This is a genomic window from Streptomyces sp. NPDC052064, from assembly GCF_055585925.1.
Window position 1 is genome coordinate 313,019 of sequence record NZ_JBVJJE010000005.1, and the last position, 21,055, is coordinate 334,073.

Sequence of the window (21,055 nt, forward strand, 5' to 3'; positions counted from 1 at the left end):
CCATGGGCAAGTACCCGCCGCCCGAGTCGCTGCCGGGCGAACCGACCCGGGCCGTGCTGCGCGCGGGCACACCGGTGTACCGGGTGCACTCCACCCACCGCGCGCCGACCGCGTACAACGCCCGCCCCTCCCACGCCTTCTACTACGGCGGCCGCTTCGACAGCACTCCCTACGACCGCTACGGCTACCTCTACGTCGGGTTCGGCGTCGGCGCGGCCGTGTGTGAGGTGCTGCTGCGCTCGCTGCCGTTCGACCCCGACGGAGGCCACCGGCTGCTGCCGCGCGTGGCGTTCGAGCGCCGCAGTCTGTCCTTCCTGCGGCTGACCGCCGACGTCGAGGTCGTCTCGCTGATGTCCGGGGCGGATCTCGCAGCGGTGGCACAGGACTCGTGGCTGGTGCACACGGAGGGTGCGGACTATCCGCAGACCCGCGACTGGGGCCACTGGATCCGCCGCCGGACCGAGCCCTGGGCGCAGGGCTTCGTCTGGCCGTCGAAACGCGAGCCCGGCGACCGGGTCGCGATCCTCTTCGACGACCGGAGCGAGGCGCCCCTGCTCGAACCCACGGGCGCGCCCGGCGTCGACTTCGGCACCGAGGAGGGGGAGCGCTGGCTCAACGGCGTGCTGGCGCCGTACCGGACGCGGACCGCGCCACGAACCGCAGGAGCGGGGGACATGAGATGACGACTCCGTACGACCTTCAGGCGCTGGTGTGGGAGATCGAGCAGCGGGCGAAAGGCGTCGTCAGCGGTGAGGATCTCGCCGGGATGACCGAACTGGTGCTGGACCGGCTGGGCTGTACGACGGCGGAACAGGCCTACGACCGCCTGTACGCGGACTGGGCGGAGCTGCCCCGGGGCACCGTCATGTCCGGTCTGCGGGCCGGACACGTGCTGAGCGTCCTGCCGATGCTGCGGCTCGAGCACCCGCTCGTCGACGCTCGGCGGGAGGAGGAACTGTGGCAGGCGGTGCGGGACCACGGGCCGGCGGACGAGACCTGGCAGGCGAACGTCGTCGTCAAGCACAGCGCGTCGGGCCTACGGCACCTCACCGATCCCGCCGAGATGGAGGCGGCACTCGCCCGGATCGAACAGGCCCGGGCCGTGCACTCGCCAGGCACCCGGATCCGCGAGAACCTGGACTTCATCCACGCCGGCCTGCGGACGTATCTGGGGCAACTGGGCGGCGGTGAGGACGACTTCGACACCGCTGTCGAGGATCTGGCCCAACTCGTCGCGACCTCGGACATGGAGCCGGACCAGCGTCCGGCCATGAACGCGCAGGTCGCTCTGTTCCGGATCCACCAGGCCTTCCGGCGCTCGGACGAAGCTGCCCTCGCCGATCAGATCCGCGTGCTCGAGCTCGCCATGGCGCAGTTGCCCGCCGACCACATGGACCGTTTCGCGTTCGAGTCGCACCTGGAGGCCGCCCGGGGCACCCTGACGCTCCTACGGGGGCAGCGCACAGGCCGGTTCGAACCCGCTGCCGAAGGAGCGGGGGCTGCGACGCCCACGCACGAGATCCGCCGCCAGATCGCCACGCTGCCGCTGAACGCCCAGGCCGACAAGCTCGCCGAGGCGGGCTTCGCGGTGGGGCAACGGGCCCTGCTGACCATGGACTACCAGGGGATGCGGGAGTCCATGGACCTGCGGGAGGCCGCACTCGGCCTGCTCGAACCCGACGACGACCGGTGGATCCGTGTCGCGGGCGGGCTGGGTGTCAGCCACTGCGTCATGGCCGACCTCCAGTTCGCGCCGCCCGCCGACCGCGCTCTCCACCTCGACCAGGGCATCGCCTGGCTGCGGCACATCCTGCGGCTCACCGGCGGGCCCCACCACCCGCTGTGGGGCGGCACCGGCATCACCCTCGCCAAGGCCTACCGTCTGCGGGGCGACGAGTACGCGCACGACGCCCGCACCAGGAGCCTGAACTACGACGCCTCCCGCCGCGTCGGGCTCGAATGCCTGCGTGCGGCCGCCTGGAGTTCCCTGCTCCAGTCCGGTACGGCCCATGCCGCCGAGACCGCCCGGATGGCGGGCGCACAGGCCCTCGACGTGGCGCGCTGGTGCCTGGCCGACGGCGCCCACGCCGACGCCGTACGAGCCCTCGACGCGGGGCGCGGCCTCGTCCTGCACGCGGCGACCGCGGTCACCACCGTGCCCGACATGCTGAGGGAGCTCGGCCGGACGGAGCTCGCCGGGGAGTGGCAGGCCGCGGGCAGCGTGCCCGAGGTGGGGGAGGAGATGCTGTTCACCGCTCAGGCCGGGGTCGCGGGCCCCTCCAGCCGCCTGCGCCGACGGGTCCTGGAGGCGCTGGCCGACTCCCCACGGCATCGCGAGCTGCTGGACGTGCCGTCACCCGGGGACATCGGCGACGCGCTGCGGGCGATGGGAGCAACGGCCCTGGTCTACCTGGTACCCGGCGACGGCGCCGTGCCCGGTCTCCTCGCTCCCCGGTCCGGCTCCGGCGCGGCCGTCATCGTCACCGCCGACGGCAGCACCCGCTCCCTCGACCTGCCCCACCTCACCGCCGACGCACCCCCGCTCACCGCGTACCGTGCCACCGGCACCCCCGGCCGCGACGCCGGCGGCCCGCCCGTGTCCGACACCCCGCCCGGACCGGCCCCGGGCCCTGGCGCGAGCCGCGCCGCCCTGGAGCAGCTGTGCGCCTGGGCCGGTACGGCGGTGATGGAACCGTTGCTGAGCCAGCTCCCGCGCGGTTTCGGCCGGGCGCCCGCCGTCGTACTCGTGCCCATGGGGGAACTGGGCGTCGTGCCCTGGCACGCGGCGCGACTGACCGGCCGGCGCCGCTCACGCGGATACGCCTGCGAACGGGCGGACATCTCCTACACGCCCTCCGCCCGGCTGCTGTGCGAGGTGGCCGCCCGGCCCGCCGCCGGCACCCGGCAGACCCTGATCGTCGGCAACCCGACCCGCGACCTGCACCACGCCGGTGAGGAGGCCGAAGCAGTCCACCGCGTCTTCCACCCGGACGGCGACCTGCTCGGCCCCGGCACCGCCACGCCCGCCGCCGTCACGGACTGGCTGCGCCGGCAGCAGGGCGGACTGCTGCACCTCGCCTGCCACGGAGTGGTGCGTCAGGGCGAACGGCACAGCGCCCGTCTCACCCTGTCCGGCGGACAGTTGGCCGCCGAGGAGCTGACCGAGGGCGCCACCCGCTATCGCGGCCTGGACCTGGTGGTGCTCGCCGCCTGTCGCACCAACGTCTCCGGGCACGGCTACGACGAGGCGTACAGCCTGTCCACCGCGTTCCTCGTGGCGGGGGCCCGCTCGGTCATCGGCTCCCTGTGGCCGGTGCCCGACGAGGCGACGTCCCTGCTGATGTACATGACCCACCACTTCATGAGCCACGAGGGCCTGCCGCCCGGACGGGCGCTGCGCGGCGCCCAGTCGTGGATGCTGAACGACCGCCGCGAGGCACCGCCCGGCATGCCGGCCCACCTCAGGGCACGGGTACGGCAGATCCGTGGCGACGACCTGACGGCGTGGGCGGGCTTCACCCACCTCGGCTGGTGACGGCTCGTCACACCTCGGTGCGTACGACGGCCTGCGCCGTTCCCCAGCGGCCCGCCCCGTACGCCGGACCGCCCGCGTCCCGCCCGCCCCCGGCACCCGCCGCGACCAGCCGCAGCAGGCCACCCCCACCGGCCGGTGCCACGCTCTCGCGTGCGCCGGAGAGGGCGCCGGTGGACCAGGCGGGCAGCCGGAACGGGGCGATGTTCAGCTCGTCCTCCGCGACGATCACCTTCAGCCAGTCCCGGGCGAAGGCGCCCCGCACCGCCGATCGCCCCGGCGGCAGCCGCAGCCACACGGGCTCCCCACGCCGGGCCCACCCGACCCTGCCGTCCCCGATGAACTCACCCTCGAACAAGTGCGGGGACGAGCCGTAACTGTCCGTCAGGTCGAGCAGCACCGCCCACAGGTGACGCCCGGCATGGTTGTGGATGCCCACCCGCACCTGCGGCTCCCGGCCGTCGGGTGTGTACCCGCAGACGATCTCGCCGTCCGCCGAGTGCCGCAGGCTGCCCACCGGAGTCTCCTCGACGGTGATCCGGACCAGAGACGACAGCAGCGGATCCGGGTTGACCAGGTCCCGGATCTGGTGCCAACGGGCGATGTGGGCCAGGCAGCCGGCGACCCGTGCCGCGTCCGCGGGGGACCGCAGCGGCAGCTCGGGCACGGGATGCCCGCCACCACCCGACACCCGCGCCCGGCCGCCCCCGACCTCCACGCGCAGCCGCAGCGCGTCCGTGGCACCGTACGCCGACGGCAGCGGCAGCCCGTCCCGGGCACTGATCGCCGACGGCGGCGGCGGTCCCTCCGGCGCCAGGGCCAGGGCGGGCAGCTCCGCGACCGCCTTCGCGACCAGGCGTACGGCGGCCGTCTCGCCCGACAGCGTCACCGCGGCCGGCGGGAACGCCAGCGCCGACGGAGTCACGGCGTGCGCCGACTGCTGGTCCCCGGCAGTCGGTTGCCAGCCCACCGGGTCCACCAGGGCCGACTCGGGGCGTACTTCGCGGACCACGACCGTGCGCGCCCCGGCGTCCCCGAGCAGGGTGAACTCGGCGCCCGAGGACCGCAGCCCGTGTGCCGCGCCGCAGTTGACCTCCCAGCCCCACGCCGTGTGCCGCAGCAGGAACGGCGAGACCGGCACCGGATCGCCGGACAGGAACCCCCCGTCCTCGGGCCCGCGCAGCTCGGGATGCTGCACCTGGCTCAGGGCACGCACGCGCCCCTCGGTGAGCGCGTGCAGTTCCCCGTACGCGGCCGTGGGGCCGAGCCGGTCCAGCGCGCCGAGCAGCGCATGGCTGAAGTACCCCCGGATCTTCCCGTCGAGGACGTTCTCGTGCGCCAGCTCCTGCGGGCGGCACGCGGCCAGCAGCACGTGCCGGCCCGGCTCGGGAACCTGCTCACCGCCGCCGTCCCGAGCACCCGGGCCCGCCGCCGTGTGCCACCAGGGCTGCCAGGGCACGCCCCGCACCGCCGCGCCGGGCGGACCGGCGGCGTCCTCCCGCGTCGCACCGCCCGAGTGGCAGCAGTCCAGCACCGCGACGACATGCGTGCCGCGGGCCGCGATGCCGTCCAGGAGCGCCCCGAGTTCGGTGTCCCGCAACACCGGCTGCCCGCCCGGCATCAGGCTGTCGTGACACACCAGCGCCTGCGACCAGCCGGTGGCCTCGCCCGGATCGGCGGTCGGGCTCTGGCTGCCGTGCCCGCTGAACCACAGCAGTGCGGTGTCACCCGGCCCGCTCTCCCCGAGATGCTCCTCCAGCCCCGCGAGCACGGCCGCCCGGGTCGCCTCGGCGTCGTACAGCGTCCGGAGCCGCGCGGCCGGACCGCGCCGGCTCCGCAGCCAGTTCTCCGCCGCCCGCACGTCGTTGACGCAGCCGCGCAACGGCAAGCCGGGGTAGTTGTCGATGCCCACGAGCAGGGCGTACACGGTGCGCATGCGGTGATCCTTCCAGACCTGCCGGGGCGCGGGCAGGGCGTTTCCGGGGCGCATACCGGGCGCGTGCGCGCAACCCCATGACCCCGCGCCCCGAAGCGAGTTGACTTGGCTGTGGTGATGGCTGATGTTTGTGCCGCCTTCAGCACCGTGAGTAACGGAAGGAACATGCACGTGAGTTTCGGGGGACCCACCAATCCGTACCAGCCACCCGTGCCGCCCAACGGCGGACCGTACCCGCCACCTCCGCCCACGGGCCCCTACGTGCCGCCCCCGTACATGCCGCCCCAGCCGGGCCCGGCACCGTACGGCTACCCGCACCCCCAGCCGTACCCCCCGCACCCGCAGCCGTACCCGTACGTCCCCCAACCGCGGCCGGGATCCTGGGGCCCGGGGCGGGGCGGTCTGCGCGGTGGCGAATGGCCGTCAATACGTGAGCTGTTGCGGCAGGGGCAGCCGCGGGTCTCCGGCTGCATGTGGCTGGTGCTGCTCGCTCCGTGCACCTGGTTCGCGTTCCTGCCGCTCGTGCTGTGCTACTCGTTCGCGCGCTCGGCCCGCATCCGGGCCCACCGGCTGTTCCCGCACACGCACCGGGCCGTCGACGACCGCCACGTGACGCGCGTGCAGAAGGTGCGGGCCTGGACCGCGGCCGCCATGTCCCTGCTGCTGCTCGCCATGTACGGCAGACCGGAGGACGTCGCCGAGGCCCAGGAGCAGTACATGATGCGGCTGGTGGTCACCCCGCCCCTGCTGCTGCTGAGCGCACCCGTCGTACTCGCGGTGCTGTTCCGGTGGGCGTCGGCGGAGACCAGGTCGGCCATGCGGGTGCAGGTGCGAGCCGCCCTGCGGTCGGCCGGCTGGTACATCGGCGCCGTGACGGCCGTCCCGCTGCTCGGCGGGGCGATCGTGATGCTCGGTCAGGACCGGACGCCGTCCTCCGGCTCGGCGGGCGCCGCCCCCTGGCTGATTCTCGCGGCCGCCCTGCCCCTGATCTGGCTCCTGTTCTTCCTGGGGTTCGCCACCGGCCCGGCCGTCCGCACCGGCTTCAACACCGCGGCCGTGCACGCCGCGCTCCCCGCCCTGCTGACCGGCACTCTGGTGTGGGAGTTCGCCACTATCAGCCTGCTCGCGGGCGGCCTGCCGCCCGGTCCGCCGGTGATCCAGGCCCTCGCCGTCATCGGCGGTCCCGCCTCCGTGACGGCGGTGGTCTGGTGGGAGATCAGCCGCCTGCGCACCCTGTACGGGGTGACGCTGCGCGCCTGAGCCGACGACCCGTCAACCCACCGTTCCCCACGAGGCGTTGGCGCGGACCCAAGCCACGTCCGCGCCCCCCGATTCGCCCCGACCGTGATTACGTAAGCCCCATGACTGCGATCAGACTGCTCCTCGTCGACGACGATCCGCTGGTGCGGGCCGGACTGTCCTTCATGATGGGTGGGGCCGACGACATCGAGATCGTCGGCGAGGCGGCCGACGGCGGCGAGGTGGAGGCGCTCGTCGACCGCACCCGCCCGGACGTCGTGCTCATGGACATCCGGATGCCGACGGTGGACGGTCTCGCGGCCACGGAGCGGCTGCGCGCCCGCAAGGACGCCCCACAGGTGGTGGTCCTCACCACCTTCCACGCCGACGAACAGGTCCTGCGGGCGCTGCGCGCGGGCGCCGCCGGATTCGTCCTCAAGGACACCCCGCCCACCGAGATCCTCGCGGCGGTACGCCGGGTCGCGGCCGGCGACCCGGTCCTGTCGCCCGCCGTCACCCGCCAGCTGATGCGGCACGCGGCCGGCACCGCCGCCGACACCCGCCGCATCCGCGCGCGTGCACGCATGGCCTCCCTCAACGACCGCGAGCGCGAGGTCGCCGTCGCGGTCGGCCGGGGCCTGTCCAACGCCGAGATCGCCACCGGCCTCTTCATGAGCGTCGCCACCGTCAAGACGCACGTCTCCCGCATCCTGGCGAAGCTCGACCTCAACAACCGCGTGCAGATCGCGCTGCTGGCGTACGACGCGGGACTCCTGGAGGAGGAACAGGAGGGCCACTGACCGCCCTGCCGGCCCACCGTCACACGAAGGGGGAGGCGGTCCCCCCGGGGACCTCCGCGAGGTGCACCGGCCTGCGCTCCCGGCGCGACAGCTCGCACGCCTCGGCGACACGCAGCGCCTGAAGGGCCTCGCGCCCGTCGCAAGGGTTGGCCCGCTCGCCCCGCACGACCTCGACGAACGCGTTCAGCTCCGCCTCGTAGGCGGGTCCGAAGCGCTCCAGGAAGCCCGTCCAGGGCTTGTCCGCGGCCGGCGGCCCGGTCGGCTCGGTGGACGCGATCGGCGTACGGTCGTCCAGGCCGACCACGATCTGGTCGAGCTCCCCGGCCAGCTCCATGCGCACGTCGTAGCCGGCCCCGTTCAGCCGGGCGCCGGTGATCGTGGCGAGCGTGCCGTCGTCGAGGGTGAGGAGCGCTGCACCGGTGTCGACGTCCCCTGCCGCGCGGAACATCGCGGGCCCGGCGGCGGACCCGGCCGCGTACGCGTCCACCACCTCCCGGCCCGTCGCCCAGCGCAGCACGTCGAAGTCGTGGATCAGCGTGTCCCGGTACAGCCCGCCGGACAGCGGCAGCCACTCCGCGGGCGGCGGCGTCTGGTCGCTGGTCAGCGCCCGCACGGTGTGCAGCCGCCCCAGCCTGCCGGAGCGCACGGCCTCGCGGGCGCCCAGGTAGCCGGCGTCGAAGCGGCGCTGGAAGCCCATCTGGAGCACCGTCCCGGCCGTCTCGACCTCGGCGATCGCGCTCAGGGTACCCGGCAGATCCAGCGCGATGGGCTTCTCGCAGAACACCGGCAGGCCCGAGCGCGCTGCCCGACCGATCAGTTCGGCGTGGGCCGACGTCGCCGTCGTGATCACCACGGCATCGACCCCCCACCGGAAGATCTCCTCCACGCCAGGGGCGGCCGTCTCACCCAGCCGGTGCGCCAGTTCCTGGGCCCGCGAGGTGTCCGCGTCCGTGAGGATCAAGGAGCCCACGTCGCGGTGCCGGCTGAGCGTGTTCGCGTGGATCGTGCCGATGCGGCCCGTACCGATGACGCCGATGCGCATGGAAACAAAGTGCGTGCACAGCCCGCCCCTGTCAATCGGAATGTCCGGACAATCTGACTACACAACTTCCCGTCAACAACGCACAGAGCTACGCTCGGCCCGTGCCGAAACCAGAAGTGGACCCGACCGTGCAGCTCGAGCTGAGCGTGGACCGCAGCTCTCCCGTGCCGTTGTACTTCCAGCTGTCCCAGCAGCTGGAGGCCGCGATCGAGCACGGCACGCTGACGCCAGGCAGCCTGCTGGGCAACGAGATCGAACTCGCCGCCCGGCTCGGCCTGTCCCGGCCGACCGTCCGCCAGGCCATCCAGTCGCTCGTCGACAAGGGCCTCCTCGTCCGCCGCCGCGGCGTGGGCACCCAGGTCGTGCACAGCCAGGTCAAGCGCCCGCTGGAGCTCAGCAGCCTCTACGACGACCTGGAGGCGGCGGGCCAGCGCCCGGCCACCAAGGTCCTGGTCAACACGCTGGTGCCCGCCTCCGCCGAGGTCGCCGCCGCACTCGGTGTCGCCGAGGACAGCGACGTCCACCGCGTGGAACGCCTGCGCCTCGCCCACGGCGAGCCCATGGCCTACCTCTGCAACTTCCTGCCCCCCGGCCTCATCGACCTCGACACCGGCCAACTGGAGACCACGGGCCTCTACCGCCTGATGCGAGCGGCAGGCATCACCCTGCACAGCGCCCGCCAGTCGATCGGCGCCAGGGCGGCGACGACGGAGGAGGCGGAACGACTGGCGGAGGAGGCAGGCGCCCCGCTGCTCACCATGCAACGCGTCACGTTCGACGACACGGGTCGCGCGGTCGAGTACGGCACGCATACGTACCGCCCGACGCGCTATTCCTTCGAATTCCAATTGCTGGTGCGTACTTGAGGGGCGCGGGGAACCACGCGAAAAGCCCCCACGCACCCGCACTCGGCGACGATCCGCACCACCCCTCTGCTCAGCACCCTGCCTCCCCGTGAGGCAGAATCGGCGGCGATGAGCACCTACCGCGACTTCACCGCCCCCATCGGCTCCCGCCGTGCCACCGTGCTCCGCACGGTCGGCACCCGGGAGCGCCGTTCACTCCTGACGGCACCCCGCGTGCCCACGGTCGGCATCGACATCGGCGGTACGAAGGTGATGGCGGGCGTCGTCGACGCCGACGGCAACATCCTGGAGAAGGTCCGCACGGAGACGCCGGACAAGTCCAAGAGCCCCAAGGTCGTCGAGGACACCATCGCCGAGCTGGTCCTGGACCTCTCGGACCGGCACGACGTGCACGCCGTCGGCATCGGCGCGGCCGGCTGGGTCGACGCCGACCGCAACCGCGTGCTGTTCGCCCCCCACCTGTCCTGGCGCAACGAACCGCTCCGCGACCGCCTCTCCGGCCGGCTCTCCGTACCGGTGCTCGTCGACAACGACGCCAACACCGCCGCCTGGGCCGAGTGGCGCTTCGGCGCCGGCCGCGGCGAGGACCACCTCGTGATGATCACGCTGGGCACCGGCATCGGCGGCGCGATACTGGAGGACGGCCAGGTCAAGCGCGGCAAGTACGGCGTCGCCGGCGAGTTCGGCCATATGCAGGTCGTGCCCGGCGGCCACCGTTGCCCGTGCGGCAACCGCGGCTGCTGGGAGCAGTACAGCTCCGGCAACGCCCTGGTCCGCGAGGCGCGCGAGCTGGCCGCCGCCGACTCACCGGTGGCGTACGGGATCATCGAGCACGTCAAGGGCAACATCTCCGACATCACCGGCCCGATGATCACCGAGCTGGCCCGCGACGGCGACGCCATGTGCATCGAGCTGCTCCAGGACATCGGCCAGTGGCTCGGGGTCGGCATCGCCAATCTCGCGGCCGCCCTCGACCCGTCCTGCTTCGTCATCGGCGGTGGCGTCTCGGCCGCCGACGACCTGCTGATCGGCCCCGCCCGGGACGCGTTCCGCCGGCATCTGACCGGCCGCGGCTACCGCCCCGAGGCCCGGATCGCCCGGGCCCAGCTCGGCCCCGAGGCCGGCATGGTCGGCGCCGCCGACCTGGCCCGGCTGGTCGCCCGCCGCTTCCGGCGCGCCAAGCGCCGCCGGGTGGAGCGGTACGAGCGCTACGAGCGGTACACGCAGTCACTCCGCAGTACCCAGGAGACGCCGTGACCGCATCCCTGCCGCACCAGGGCTCCTGGCCGGACGGTGAGGAACGCCCGGCCGAGGACCGCCGCCACATGATCCGCCGCAGGGCGCTCACCCTGCTGATCATCGTGCTGCTCATCGGCATCCCGGCCGGCTACCTGGTGATCTCCGCGAACCAGAGCCGGGACAGCGGCAAGGACAAGGAGGCGAAGTACTCGGCGACGGGCCTGACCGAGGGCTGGCCGTCCAAGCTCCAGCGCCGCATCTATCAGGTGCCGGTCCCGCACCCGGCCTGGCACGTGGCGTACTACGAGACCAACAACTGGAAGACCAGCCGTCTGTACGCCCAGTTCGAGACCAACGCGGCCGGCCTGGACGCCTACCTGACGGGTCTGGGCATGACCCGGGACGACCTGAAGAAGGGGCACATCACCATCGGTGCCCGCGACCGCAAGGTCACCGGCTGGAAGTTCCCCGAGGGGGACTCGTGGTACGGCTTCGTCCACCGGCAGAAGAACCCGGCTCCCACGCACGACGTGGTGGTGGACCTGTCCAACCCGGCGTATCCCTGGGTGTACGCGGTGTCCCGGACGGTGCCCTGACCCGAAGCCCGGCCCGGCCGGAGCGGCCGTCGGGGCCGATTGTCAGACCCCGCCCGTAGAGTCGGAGACAGCTGATCCGAAACGCGGGCGGGAGGTGGCAGGACGCATGGGCGACACGGCTGTGACGGCCGAGCGGGCGGGGGAGCCGACGGTCCCGGTCCGGCTCCCGGCCGTCTTCCTGCCCGCGCCCCTCCCGCGCGACGGACGCATCGCCTTCTGGGACCCCGAAGGGGAGCCCCTGCCCGCAGAGGTCACCGAGCTCACCGAGGACACCGGGCTCACCGTCGTACGACGGCACGGCGCCGGAGTCCGGCGGCGGACCGCCCGGGCGCTGTCCCTCCCGCTGGACGAAGCCCTGCCGCTCCTGGTGCGCGCCCGGCACGACCCCGCGGCCCATCCCGCCACCGCCTGCTGGGGCGCGGCCGCCCTGCACGCCCTGCGGCTGACCGCGCGCGGCCGGCTGCTGCCCGGCCTGACGCCCACGGGCCACGACGCCTGGCGCGCCGGCCCGCTGGACCCGGACGACATCGCGCACCTGCGCGCGGTGGCCGCCGCCCTGCCGTACGAGGGGCACGCCGTCCCGCTGCCCGGCCCGGGCCCGATCCGCCTGCCCGAACCGGAAGCGCTGGTACGGGCCTTCCTCGACGCGGTCGCCGACACCCTGCCGCGCACCCCGGCCGCACCCCACACCACCGGCAGACCCTTCGCGGCCCGCGACGCCCAGCACCTGCCCGATGCCCATGACTGGGCCGCCGAGGTCGCCGCCGGCATGGACGCCGGCGTGCGGATCTCGCTCCGGCTGGACCTCTCGGCGTACGACCTGTTCGACGACGCCTTCGACGGCGGCGCACGTGGTGCCGGCGCGGCGATCGTCCAGGTGCACAGCCTCGCCGACCCCACCCTGGTCGCCGACGCGGCGGCGCTGTGGGCGGGCGAGGCGGACGACGCCTTCGGCCCACGCGCCCGGGTGGACGCGGCCCTCGCCGTCCGCCGCGCGGCCCGGGTCTGGCCTCCGCTCGACCGGCTCTCCGACCAGGACGTGCCCGACGTGCTGGCGCTGACCGAGGAGGAGCTGAGCGACCTGCTCGGTGTCGCGGCCACCCGGCTCGCCGCGGCCGGCGTCGCCGTGCACTGGCCCAGGGATCTGGCCCAGGATCTCTCGTCCGCGGCGGTGGTCCGGCCGGCCCCCGGCTCGGCGACCGACGGCACCGGCTTCTTCGAGAGCGAGGATCTGCTCCAGTTCCGCTGGCAGCTGGCGCTCGGCGGCGACCCGCTCACCGAGAGCGAGATGGACGCCCTCGCCGAGGCCCACCGCCCGGTCGTCCGGCTGCGCGACCAGTGGGTGCTGGTCGACCCGGCCCTCGTCCGCAAGGCCCGCAAGCGGGACCTGGGGCTGCTCGACCCGGTCGACGCGCTGTCCGTCGCCCTCACCGGCACCGCCGACGTGGACGGCGAGACGGTCGAGGCCGTACCGGCCGGCGCACTGGCCACCCTGCGCGACCGCCTCACCGCGGGAGTGCGCCCGGCCGCACCGCCGCCGGACCTGCACGCCACCCTCCGTGACTACCAGCTCCGGGGCCTGGCCTGGCTCGACCTGATGACCTCCCTCGGCCTCGGCGGCTGCCTCGCCGACGACATGGGCCTCGGCAAGACCGTCACCCTCATCGCCCTGCACCTGAAGCGGGCCCGCCGCGAGCCGACCCTGGTGGTCTGCCCGGCCTCGCTGCTGGGCAACTGGCAGCGGGAGATCAGCCGTTTCGCGCCCGGCGTACCCGTCCGCCGCTTCCACGGCCCGGACCGCAGCCTGGACGACCTGGACGGCGGCTTCGTCCTCACCACGTACGGCACGATGCGTTCCGCGGCCCCCGCCCTGGCCGGGCAGACGTGGGGCATGGTCGTCGCCGACGAGGCGCAGCACGTCAAGAACCCCTACTCGGCCACGGCCAAGGCGCTGCGCACCATCCCGTCCCCCGCGCGTGTGGCCCTGACCGGCACGCCCGTCGAGAACAACCTGTCGGAGTTGTGGGCGCTGCTCGACTGGACCACCCCCGGCCTCCTCGGCCCGCTGAAGTCCTTCCGCGCCCGGCATGCCCGTGCCGTGGAGAACGGCGAGGACGAGGAGGCGGTGGAGCGCCTGGCCCGTCTGGTCCGGCCCTTCCTGCTGCGCCGGAAGAAGTCCGACCCGGGCATCGTCCCCGAACTGCCGCCCAAGACGGAGACCGACCACCCGGTGCCGCTCACCCGCGAACAGGGCGCGCTGTACGAGGCGGTGGTCCGCGAGTCGATGCTCGCCATCGAGACCGCCGAGGGCATGGCACGCCGGGGCCTGGTGCTGAAGCTCCTGACGTCGCTGAAGCAGATCTGCAACCACCCGGCGCTGTACCTGAAGGAGGAGCCCGCCCGGGCCGGCGGCGACCGGCTCGCCGCCCGCTCCGGCAAACTCGCGCTGCTGGACGAGCTGTTGGACACCCTGCTCGCCGAAGACGGATCCGCTCTGGTCTTCACCCAGTACGTCGGGATGGCCCGCCTGATCACCTCCCACCTGGCCACCCGGGCGGTCCCGGTCGACCTCCTCCACGGCGGCACGCCGGTTCCGGAGCGCGAGCGCATGGTGGACCGCTTCCAGGCCGGCTCGACCCCGGTCCTGGTGCTGTCCCTCAAGGCGGCGGGCACCGGCCTCAACCTCACCCGCGCGGGACACGTCGTCCACTTCGACCGCTGGTGGAACCCGGCCGTCGAGGAACAGGCCACCGACCGCGCCTACCGCATCGGCCAGACCCAGCCCGTCCAGGTCCACCGCCTCATCACCGAGGGCACGATCGAGGACCGCATCGCCGAGATGCTCCAGGCCAAGCGCGCCCTCGCCGACGCGATCCTCGGCTCCGGCGAGTCGGCCCTCACCGAACTGACCGACCGCGAGCTGTCCGACCTGGTCTCCCTGCGGAGAACGCCATGACGCCCCGACCCGCCGACGAGGCCCGCCGGGCCCTGCGGGCGGCCCGGGAGCAGGCACACAAGGACCCGGAGACGGCATCCGCTTCCCGCGCGGCCGAAGGGCCCACCGGCCGGGACGAGACTCCCCGGCCGGGAGACGTGGCCCGCGAGGCGCTGCGCAGGGCGGTGTCCGGGCACCGGCGTGGCGAGGAGCCGACGAGCGACGTGGGTGCGGCGGAGGACGCCGATATGCCTGGCGGCCTGCCAGGCGGCGCGGCGGAGGACACGGAGGCACCCGCCGGGCCGGACGATTCCGGCGGCCCGGCGGAGGGCCCGGCCCGGACGACTCCGGCCGGTGCTCCCGCTGCCGCGGAGGACCAGCCCGCCGCCACACCGGAGGAGACCCCGGCTGCGGGCGACGACGAGGAGCCCGGCCCCCGCGCGGCGGACATCGCGCGCGAGGCACTGCGCGCAGCGCGGCAGGACGCGCGGCGGTCCCGGGAAGAGACCGAGAGTGCGGGACGCCGGGCGCGGCACCGGCGTGTGGGGGAGAGGCCGGGGGCCGGGCGGCAGGCGCGTGAAGACGCCGTCGGCGGGGCAGCGCGGGACGTACGGCAGCTGCTGGCCGACGCCTTCCGGATGCCCGCGGCGACGGACGAGCCGGACGCGGCACCCGAGGACCCTGACGAAACCGGTCAGGAGCGTTCGCCCCACGGCATGACCGACGCGCCACAGAGCCTTGCCGGCCCCACCCCCTCCATCACCCGGCCCGAGCCCCCTCGCATCCCCCACTCCATGGCCGCCCCCGACCGCGACACCGAGCTCCGCCGTACCTTCCCCGCCTTCCCACCCCGGGACCCGGACGGCAGGGGCTTCGCCGAGAGCTGGTGGGGAAACGCGTGGGTCACCGCGCTGGAGCAGGGCGCGCTGGACGCCAAGCGGCTGGAGCGCGGGCGGGGTTATGCCGGGCAGGGGCATGTCGATGCCATCACCGTGACGCCCGGACTGGTGCTGGCGTACGTGCGGGGCAGCCGTCCGCGCCCCTACCGCGTGCAGGTGCGGCTGCGCACGCTCGACGACCAGGACTGGGAGCGGTTCCTGGACGCCGCCGCCGACCGGCCCGGGCACATCGCGGCTCTCCTCGACAAGGAGATGCCCCAGTCCCTCGCGGACTGCGGCGTGCCCCTGTTGCCGGGCCCGGGCGATCTGGAGCCGCGGTGCAGCTGCCCCGACCGAGGCCACCCCTGCAAGCACGCCGCCGCCCTCTGCTACCAGACCGCACGGCTGCTCGACGCCGACCCCTTCGTCCTGCTCCTGCTGCGCGGCCGGGGCGAACGCGCACTGCTCGACGCGCTGTCCCGGCTGAGCGCCACCCGAGCGGCGCGCGCCGCCCAGGACAGGGGACCGGAGCCTCTCCCCGGAGTGCGAGCCAGCGACGTTCTCACGCCGCGCGTCCTCCCTCCCCTGCCGGCGCCGCTGCCCCCGCCCCCGCACCCCGAGCAGCCCCCGGCATACCCGGCGTCCCCCGGCGGTCCGGACCCGTTCGCGCTGGACCAGCTGGCCACGGACGCCGCCGCGCGGGCCCACGCCCTGCTCACCACGGGCCGTGACCCGGTCGGGCAGCTGACGCTCTGGGAGGACGCGGTCCGCCTGGCAGCGGCCCGCCCCGGATCGGGACTCACCGCGGGCACCCGGGCTCTCTACTCCTCCCTCGCCTCCGCGGCGGGCCGCACCCCGTCCGAGCTGGCCCGTGCGGTCGCCGCCTGGCGCCAGGGCGGACCCGAGGGCCTCGCCGTCCTGGAGGAGCCGTGGGACCCGCCGGCCGGCCGGTTCGACCGGGCCCGTCCGCTGCTCCTCGCCGCCGACCTGCCCGCCTTCCGCCCCTGGCACAACCACCTCACCCACCCCCACGGCCACGTCCAGCTCCGCCTGGGCCGCGACGGCCTGTGGTACGCCTACGAGTCCGAGCCGGGCCACGACGACTGGTGGCCCAGAGGCACCCCCGACCTGGACCCGGTCGGCGCCCTGACGGGCCTGGGACTGGCCGGCGACCTCTGAGGGGCTGCCGTAATGGGCGGTCAGCGTGGCTCCGCGGCCTGCGGATCCGCCGGGAGGTACGCGACGGCATCCACGGAGCATTCCAGGACGACGAGGAAGGCCTGGACACCGACTCGTCCAGGACGATCTGGTCGGCGGGATCCGCACGGCCGGTGGGGCCGGCGCCGCCGGCACGGTCCCACTCGGTGCGGTCTGACAGCGGCTCGGGCAGCCACGCGCCGACCTGGCGTTCACGGCGTGCCCGCGCCGAGCCGAGCAGGTCCAGGCAGATGCGGCTGGTCCGAAACTCCCCGTGCTTCCGGCCGCCCCCTCGCCTTACCTTCTCGCCTTACCTTTCGCAGGCCCGTGTCGTCGGTCTGGTGAGACCTTATCGATCCACTGCCCGCGGGCGGACAAGGGGACTGTGACATGGCCACTCAGGTGACGGCGACGGCGAACGCACAGCGCGGCTCGTCGTTTCTGCGGATCGCGATCGCCCTGCAGACCCTGACCATCTTCCTGCAGTCGGTCTCCGCCGGACTGCTCCTGACGTCGTCCTACGGAGAGACGCTGCACAGTGTCGGTGCCCGTGTGATGTACGGGGCGTCGATGCTGTACGTACTCGCGGCGGTACTGGCGTGGAAGCCGGGCGGCGGCTCGCCCCGGCCCGTCTGGCACGCGTCGGGTTTCCTCGTACTCGCCTCGGTCCAGGTCGTACTCGGCATCGCGCACGTCCCGTCGGTCCATCTCCCCCTGGGTGTCCTGATGTTCGGCCTGAGTGTGCTGGCGCTGGCCCGGCGCTAGGGGCCTTCAACGCGTTGCCGCTCCCCCGCCATCGCCGCCGACGCGGCACGGGCCCGGAGGCCGAGGGGCGGGTGTGGGCGGCTTGCTTGAGCTTGGCGGCGCCGCGGACGGCCGCGGTGTGCGGGGCCGGCACCACGCACAGCGGCGCGTGCTCCTCTTCGACCGCGTCAGGGAACTCGCCCGCAAGGCCCCCCGGGTCCCAGCTGCCACGGGGCGCGGGTGAGGCGGGTGAGCCCTCGACCGGCTCACCCGCCTTCCCCCGTCCGCGCCGCCGTGTCAGTGCGGCTGTCGCTCGCGGTGGTAGTGCTGGGCGAGCCGGGCGAGGGCGACCGCGCCGAGCAGGAGGCCGAAGTCGCGCAGCGCGATGTCGTAGTAGTCCGGGATGGTCAGCAGGTTGACGATGATGCCGGCCAGCCATCCGGCCACCAGCCAGCCCCCGAAGCGCGGGGCGAGAGCGACGGCGAGACCGGCGACGATCTCGATGACACCTACGGCGTACATGGCTGCCTGGGCGCTGCCGGGCGCGATGTCGTCGATCCACGGCGCGAGGTAGGTGGGCCAGTCCACGAGCAGGTTGGCGAACTTGTCGAGCCCGAACAGGATCGGCGCCACGGTGAATCCGACGCGCAGGATGACGAACGCCTGGTAGCCGGGGTCGCCGAGCACAGCCCGCCGGGGCGCGGCGTGCGGGGTGGGGTGGGTTGCGGACGTCATGACGCACCGTTCCTTCTATCGACAACTCTCACTAACAATAGAAGCCGGGGCGGCTTCTTTAGTCAATGGCTATGGGTTTTACACTGGTGTTCGTGGACCACCCGGAAGAAGCACCCCGCCCCGATGTCTCCGCAGTCGCCGCCCTGGACGAGCCGACCCGCAGACGGCTGTACGACCACGTCGTGCGCCAGCCAGGACCGGTCAGCCGCGACGAAGCCGCCGCCGCTCTCGGCCTGGCGCGCCAGACCGCGGCCTTCCACCTGGACCGCCTGGCCGACGAAGCACTCCTCGACGTCGTCTACGAACGGCGCAGCGGCCGCACCGGCCCGGGAGCGGGCAGGCCGGCCAAGCTCTACAAGCGCTCCGCCAAGCAGGTCACCGTCAGCCTGCCCGAGCGGCACTACGAGCTGGCCGGGCGGCTCCTCGCCCAGGCCATGGAGGAATCCGAGGCCACGGGCGAACCGGTCCGCGCCGTCCTGCACCGAAAGGCCCACCTTCTCGGCGCCCAGCTCGCCGGGCAGGGCGGCACGGGAGTGTTCGACCTTCTGGAGCGGTACGGGTTCGAGCCTCGCCATGACGGTGACGCGATCGTGCTGGGCAACTGCCCCTTCCACGCGCTCGCCCGCGAACACACCCAGACGGTGTGCGGCATGAACCTCCACCTGCTCCGGGGCGTCCTCGAAGGGCTCGAGGACAGCAGTCTCCACGCATGCCTGGCGCCCAGCCCCGGCCACTGCTGTGTCCGTCTGGAGCCGGCTTCCTCCCCACCCGCGACCGCGAGTCCCTGACACACCACTCGCCGCCCGCCAGCTCGTTTCCCCCATCGCACGAGAGGTACGTCATGGATCTCGCCGGACCGATCAACAGCCACGCATCGCGCACTGCCGACCTGCCCGCCCCCTCCGCGAGCATCCCCCGCCCGCATACGCCGGCACCGTCCCCCAGCCCCCTGCGCGTCGTTCACGACACCGACGGCATAGACCTGGCCGAAGCCGAACGCGCCGCCGCACGCTTCCTCGGCGCACTCGGCATCGACACCAGCACCGAGAGCCTGCGCGGCACCCCCGGCCGCATGGCCCGCGCCTACGCCGAACTGTTCAGCCCTCGTCCCTTCGACCTGACGACCTTCCCCAACGACGAGGGCTACGACGAGCTCGTGCTGGCCCGCAGCATCCCGGTGCGCTCGGTGTGCGAGCACCATCTGCTGCCCTTCACCGGCACCGCGCACGTCGGCTATCTCCCCGGCCATCGCATCCTCGGCCTGTCCAAACTGGCCCGCGTGGTCGAGCACTTCGCCTGCCGGCCCCAGGTCCAGGAACGCCTGACCAAGCAGGTCGCCGACTGGCTCCAGACCCAACTCGAACCCCAGGGCGTCGGCGTCGTGATCGAAGCCGAGCACACCTGCATGACCCTGCGCGGCGTCCAGGCCACGGGCTCCAGCACGCTCACCTCCACCCTCCTCGGCACACTCCGCCACGACGCCCGCTCCCGCGCCGAGTTCCTCTCCCTGACCGGGCTGCACTCCTGAAGCACGGTGTGCCGAGGACTCCTGGCTCACCGCGAACGCGGACGTCCGCTCGTATCCGCTCCGGTCAGCCGGTACGGCGCGAGCGGGCCAGGGCCGGCCCGCCGAGGGCCGTGGCGATCAGCCCCACCAGCATCGCCACGTAGGCCCCACCCAGCCCGTTGCCGGTGCCGAGACCACCGTCGGCGGTGGCCGCGACCAGCCCGCCGAGAGCCATGCGCTGAGACGGCCGACCGGCCGGGCCAGGTGTACGGGGCGTAGTAGTTCTCGCTGGTCCAGCGGAGAGGAGCCGCTGGTGCCATCTGGCTCAGGCAGGTGCCGGTGCGCCTCCGTGGTGCGTGCACGTAGCCGGACCGCAGTGCCAATGGACCAATACCGCGGCGGACGGGGATGTGGACGCCGGTGCAGCGGCTCTACGACGGCACCGGGCATCAGACTGTCCTCGAACTGGAGCTGCTGGCAGCAGGAGTGTCAGGACAGGAATCCTTCCAGGACGAGGGTCGCCGCGCCGAGGCTGACCGGGTTGCGGTCGATGGGGCAGAGGCTGATCTCGGTGCCTTCCCAGGGTTCGGCGAGTGCGTAGCGGGCGGCGGTGGCGCGTACGTGCGGCAGGACGGTGCTTCCCAGTGTGTCGGCGACCCAGCCGGTGAGCACGATGATCTGCGGGTTGCACAGGTTGATCAGGTTGGCGATGGCGATGCCGAGGTAGCGGCCGGTCGTGGCGATCACCTGCTGTGCGGCGGGGTCGCCGGCCGCGTGGGCGGTGGCCAGGGCGTGGATCGTCGCCGTCTGGTCGTCCGGGTGCAGGAGCGGGCTGTCCGGGTCGGTCTCCGCGAGGTGCTGCATGATGCCGGGTGCGCCCACGTAGGTCTCCACGCATCCGACGCATCCGCGGCGGCACTTGCGGCCGTCGATGACGAGGCTGGTGTGGCCCCACTCGCCGGCCGTGTTCGTGGCCCCGCGGTAGAGCGCCCCCTGGACGGCCAGGCCCGCGCCGACGCCGGTTCCCAGGGTGAGGACGGCGACGTTGTCGTGGCCGCGGGCGGCACCGAACCACAGTTCGGCGACGGTGCTCGCACGCAGCGGGTTGTCGAGGAGGACCGGCACATCAGGGACCCGGTGGGTGAGCAGGGCCTGCAGCGGTACGTCGTTCCAGTTCCAGTTCGGGGCGAAGACGGAGGCCGTGCCGTCCGGCCGTACCTGGCCGGGAATGCTGACGCCGATCCCGAGAATCCTGCCGCGCTCCACCTGGGCCTGCGCGATCGCGTCGTCCACTCCGCGGACGATACGGTCCACGACGTAGTCCGGCGGGTTGGCGTGCGGGTGCAGTTCGTACTCGGCTCTGGCCAGGACCCGCAGAGCGGGATCGAAGACCTCGACGTGGACGTAGGTCTCGGCGATGTCGACGCCGACGATCCGGGGACCCTCGACGTCGGGCGCGAGAAGGTTCCGCGGGCGTCCGCCCCCCGAGGCCTGCTGTCCGATCTCGGCCAGAAGCCCCAGCTCGTGCAACTCGCTGACGATGTCGGAGGCGGTGGCCACCGACAGGCCCGTGGCCGCGGCGATGTCACGCCTGACGACGGGCGCCGAGGCGATGAGATGCCGCATCACCGCGAAACGGTTGGTCCGGCGTATGTCCTGGTACGTCCGCTTCAACGACGTCGTCCTGTGCTCGATTCGATTCGACTGGGGCGCCTGATCGTATCCACGGGGTGTGCGCCGTTGGAACTGCCGTGCACAGACTTTTTCTGGCTTGTTGACGAAGGGGTGTAGCGCGCATAACCTGCGTCT

At 73.4% G+C, this 21,055-nt stretch carries 16 protein-coding genes and 2 pseudogenes; 12 read left to right on the forward strand and 6 right to left on the reverse strand.

From position 1 onward, the window contains the following. Nucleotides 1-2 precede the first annotated feature (2 nt). Both ACZ6TU_RS15900 and ACZ6TU_RS15905 read left to right on the forward strand, forming a co-directional pair. Nucleotides 3-683, forward strand: a complete 681-nt coding sequence (locus tag ACZ6TU_RS15900) for an RES family NAD+ phosphorylase (RefSeq protein ID WP_469548847.1) — start codon at nt 3-5, stop codon at nt 681-683. Continuing rightward, nucleotides 680-3,535, forward strand: a complete 2,856-nt coding sequence (locus tag ACZ6TU_RS15905; protein WP_467669958.1) for a CHAT domain-containing protein — start codon at nt 680-682, stop codon at nt 3,533-3,535. Before ACZ6TU_RS15900 ends, ACZ6TU_RS15905 begins: the two co-directional genes overlap by 4 nt. A 7-nt stretch (nt 3,536-3,542) precedes the next feature. On the opposite strand, the gene ACZ6TU_RS15910 is transcribed toward ACZ6TU_RS15905, so the two are convergent. Next, nucleotides 3,543-5,468: a caspase family protein gene (locus ACZ6TU_RS15910; protein ID WP_467669960.1), complete on the reverse strand. Its 1,926-nt coding sequence runs from the start codon at nt 5,466-5,468 to the stop codon at nt 3,543-3,545. Nucleotides 5,469-5,906: 438 nt separating this feature from the next. Between ACZ6TU_RS15910 and ACZ6TU_RS15915 the strand changes: the two genes are divergently transcribed. Continuing rightward, on the forward strand, nt 5,907-6,728 hold the full coding sequence (locus tag ACZ6TU_RS15915; RefSeq protein ID WP_467669962.1) for a hypothetical protein: 822 nt from the start codon (nt 5,907-5,909) through the stop codon (nt 6,726-6,728). 101 nt (nt 6,729-6,829) lie between these two features. Further along, nucleotides 6,830-7,507: a response regulator transcription factor gene (locus tag ACZ6TU_RS15920; protein ID WP_467669964.1), complete on the forward strand. Its 678-nt coding sequence runs from the start codon at nt 6,830-6,832 to the stop codon at nt 7,505-7,507. A 19-nt stretch (nt 7,508-7,526) separates the two neighbouring features. Here the strand turns inward: ACZ6TU_RS15920 and ACZ6TU_RS15925 are convergent, their stop codons facing one another. Continuing rightward, on the reverse strand, nt 7,527-8,549 hold the full coding sequence (locus ACZ6TU_RS15925) for a Gfo/Idh/MocA family protein (RefSeq protein ID WP_467669966.1): 1,023 nt from the start codon (nt 8,547-8,549) through the stop codon (nt 7,527-7,529). Between the two features lie 128 nt (nt 8,550-8,677). On the opposite strand from ACZ6TU_RS15925, the gene ACZ6TU_RS15930 reads away from it, so the two are divergent. The 5 genes from ACZ6TU_RS15930 (at nt 8,678) to ACZ6TU_RS15950 (ending at nt 16,242) form a co-directional block, all read left to right on the forward strand. Continuing rightward, a complete protein-coding gene (locus tag ACZ6TU_RS15930; RefSeq protein WP_467670312.1) occupies nt 8,678-9,415 on the forward strand; it encodes a GntR family transcriptional regulator in 738 nt (245 codons plus the stop codon). A 108-nt stretch (nt 9,416-9,523) separates the two neighbouring features. Then, on the forward strand, nt 9,524-10,672 hold the full coding sequence (locus ACZ6TU_RS15935) for an ROK family glucokinase (RefSeq protein WP_467669968.1): 1,149 nt from the start codon (nt 9,524-9,526) through the stop codon (nt 10,670-10,672). Then, nucleotides 10,669-11,250: a sugar kinase gene (locus ACZ6TU_RS15940; RefSeq protein ID WP_467669970.1), complete on the forward strand. Its 582-nt coding sequence runs from the start codon at nt 10,669-10,671 to the stop codon at nt 11,248-11,250. Before ACZ6TU_RS15935 ends, ACZ6TU_RS15940 begins: the two co-directional genes overlap by 4 nt. A 106-nt stretch (nt 11,251-11,356) precedes the next feature. Next, entirely contained in the window at nt 11,357-14,206 is a 2,850-nt protein-coding gene (locus tag ACZ6TU_RS15945) for a DEAD/DEAH box helicase (protein ID WP_467669972.1), read from the forward strand. Then, the gene (locus ACZ6TU_RS15950; RefSeq protein WP_467669974.1) at nt 14,203-16,242 is read left to right on the forward strand and encodes an SWIM zinc finger family protein; all 2,040 of its coding nucleotides are present in this window, start codon (nt 14,203-14,205) and stop codon (nt 16,240-16,242) included. The genes ACZ6TU_RS15945 and ACZ6TU_RS15950 overlap by 4 nt, the downstream gene beginning before the upstream one ends. A 65-nt stretch (nt 16,243-16,307) precedes the next feature. Here ACZ6TU_RS15950 and ACZ6TU_RS15955 read toward each other — a convergent pair. Next, nucleotides 16,308-16,522: pseudogene (locus tag ACZ6TU_RS15955) on the reverse strand (RNA polymerase subunit sigma-24); the annotation flags it as partial. Nucleotides 16,523-16,650: 128 nt separating this feature from the next. On the opposite strand from ACZ6TU_RS15955, the gene ACZ6TU_RS15960 reads away from it, so the two are divergent. After that, on the forward strand, nt 16,651-17,025 hold the full coding sequence (locus tag ACZ6TU_RS15960; protein ID WP_467669976.1) for a hypothetical protein: 375 nt from the start codon (nt 16,651-16,653) through the stop codon (nt 17,023-17,025). A 276-nt stretch (nt 17,026-17,301) separates the two neighbouring features. Here ACZ6TU_RS15960 and ACZ6TU_RS15965 read toward each other — a convergent pair whose 3' ends face one another. Next, the gene (locus ACZ6TU_RS15965; protein WP_467669978.1) at nt 17,302-17,739 is read right to left on the reverse strand and encodes a DoxX family membrane protein; all 438 of its coding nucleotides are present in this window, start codon (nt 17,737-17,739) and stop codon (nt 17,302-17,304) included. A gap of 86 nt (nt 17,740-17,825) precedes the next feature. Between ACZ6TU_RS15965 and ACZ6TU_RS15970 the strand changes: the two genes are divergently transcribed. Together ACZ6TU_RS15970 and folE are read left to right on the forward strand one after the other, a co-directional pair. After that, complete coding sequence (locus ACZ6TU_RS15970) at nt 17,826-18,527, forward strand: helix-turn-helix transcriptional regulator (RefSeq protein WP_467670314.1); 702 nt, start codon at nt 17,826-17,828, stop codon at nt 18,525-18,527. A 53-nt stretch (nt 18,528-18,580) separates the two neighbouring features. Further along, the gene (gene folE / locus ACZ6TU_RS15975) at nt 18,581-19,267 is read left to right on the forward strand and encodes a GTP cyclohydrolase I FolE (RefSeq protein WP_467669980.1); all 687 of its coding nucleotides are present in this window, start codon (nt 18,581-18,583) and stop codon (nt 19,265-19,267) included. 64 nt (nt 19,268-19,331) lie between these two features. Here folE and ACZ6TU_RS15980 read toward each other — a convergent pair. Continuing rightward, a pseudogene (locus ACZ6TU_RS15980) lies at nt 19,332-19,481 on the reverse strand (DUF6223 family protein); the annotation flags it as partial. A gap of 254 nt (nt 19,482-19,735) precedes the next feature. Next, nucleotides 19,736-20,920, reverse strand: coding sequence for an ROK family protein (locus tag ACZ6TU_RS15985; RefSeq protein WP_467669982.1), 1,185 nt, complete (start codon nt 20,918-20,920; stop codon nt 19,736-19,738). Nucleotides 20,921-21,055: the final 135 nt, after the last annotated feature.

Coding starts and splice junctions, on each gene's coding strand:
- ACZ6TU_RS15945 (WP_467669972.1), top strand. CDS start 11,357: ATGGGCGACACGGCTGTGACGGCCGAGCGGGCGGGGGAGCCGACGGTC.
- folE (WP_467669980.1), top strand. CDS start 18,581: ATGGATCTCGCCGGACCGATCAACAGCCACGCATCGCGCACTGCCGAC.
- ACZ6TU_RS15965 (WP_467669978.1), bottom strand. CDS start 17,739: ATGACGTCCGCAACCCACCCCACCCCGCACGCCGCGCCCCGGCGGGCT.
- ACZ6TU_RS15925 (WP_467669966.1), bottom strand. CDS start 8,549: ATGCGCATCGGCGTCATCGGTACGGGCCGCATCGGCACGATCCACGCG.
- ACZ6TU_RS15920 (WP_467669964.1), top strand. CDS start 6,830: ATGACTGCGATCAGACTGCTCCTCGTCGACGACGATCCGCTGGTGCGG.
- ACZ6TU_RS15960 (WP_467669976.1), top strand. CDS start 16,651: ATGGCCACTCAGGTGACGGCGACGGCGAACGCACAGCGCGGCTCGTCG.
- ACZ6TU_RS15905 (WP_467669958.1), top strand. CDS start 680: ATGACGACTCCGTACGACCTTCAGGCGCTGGTGTGGGAGATCGAGCAG.
- ACZ6TU_RS15935 (WP_467669968.1), top strand. CDS start 9,524: ATGAGCACCTACCGCGACTTCACCGCCCCCATCGGCTCCCGCCGTGCC.
- ACZ6TU_RS15950 (WP_467669974.1), top strand. CDS start 14,203: ATGACGCCCCGACCCGCCGACGAGGCCCGCCGGGCCCTGCGGGCGGCC.
- ACZ6TU_RS15900 (WP_469548847.1), top strand. CDS start 3: ATGGGCAAGTACCCGCCGCCCGAGTCGCTGCCGGGCGAACCGACCCGG.
- ACZ6TU_RS15910 (WP_467669960.1), bottom strand. CDS start 5,468: ATGCGCACCGTGTACGCCCTGCTCGTGGGCATCGACAACTACCCCGGC.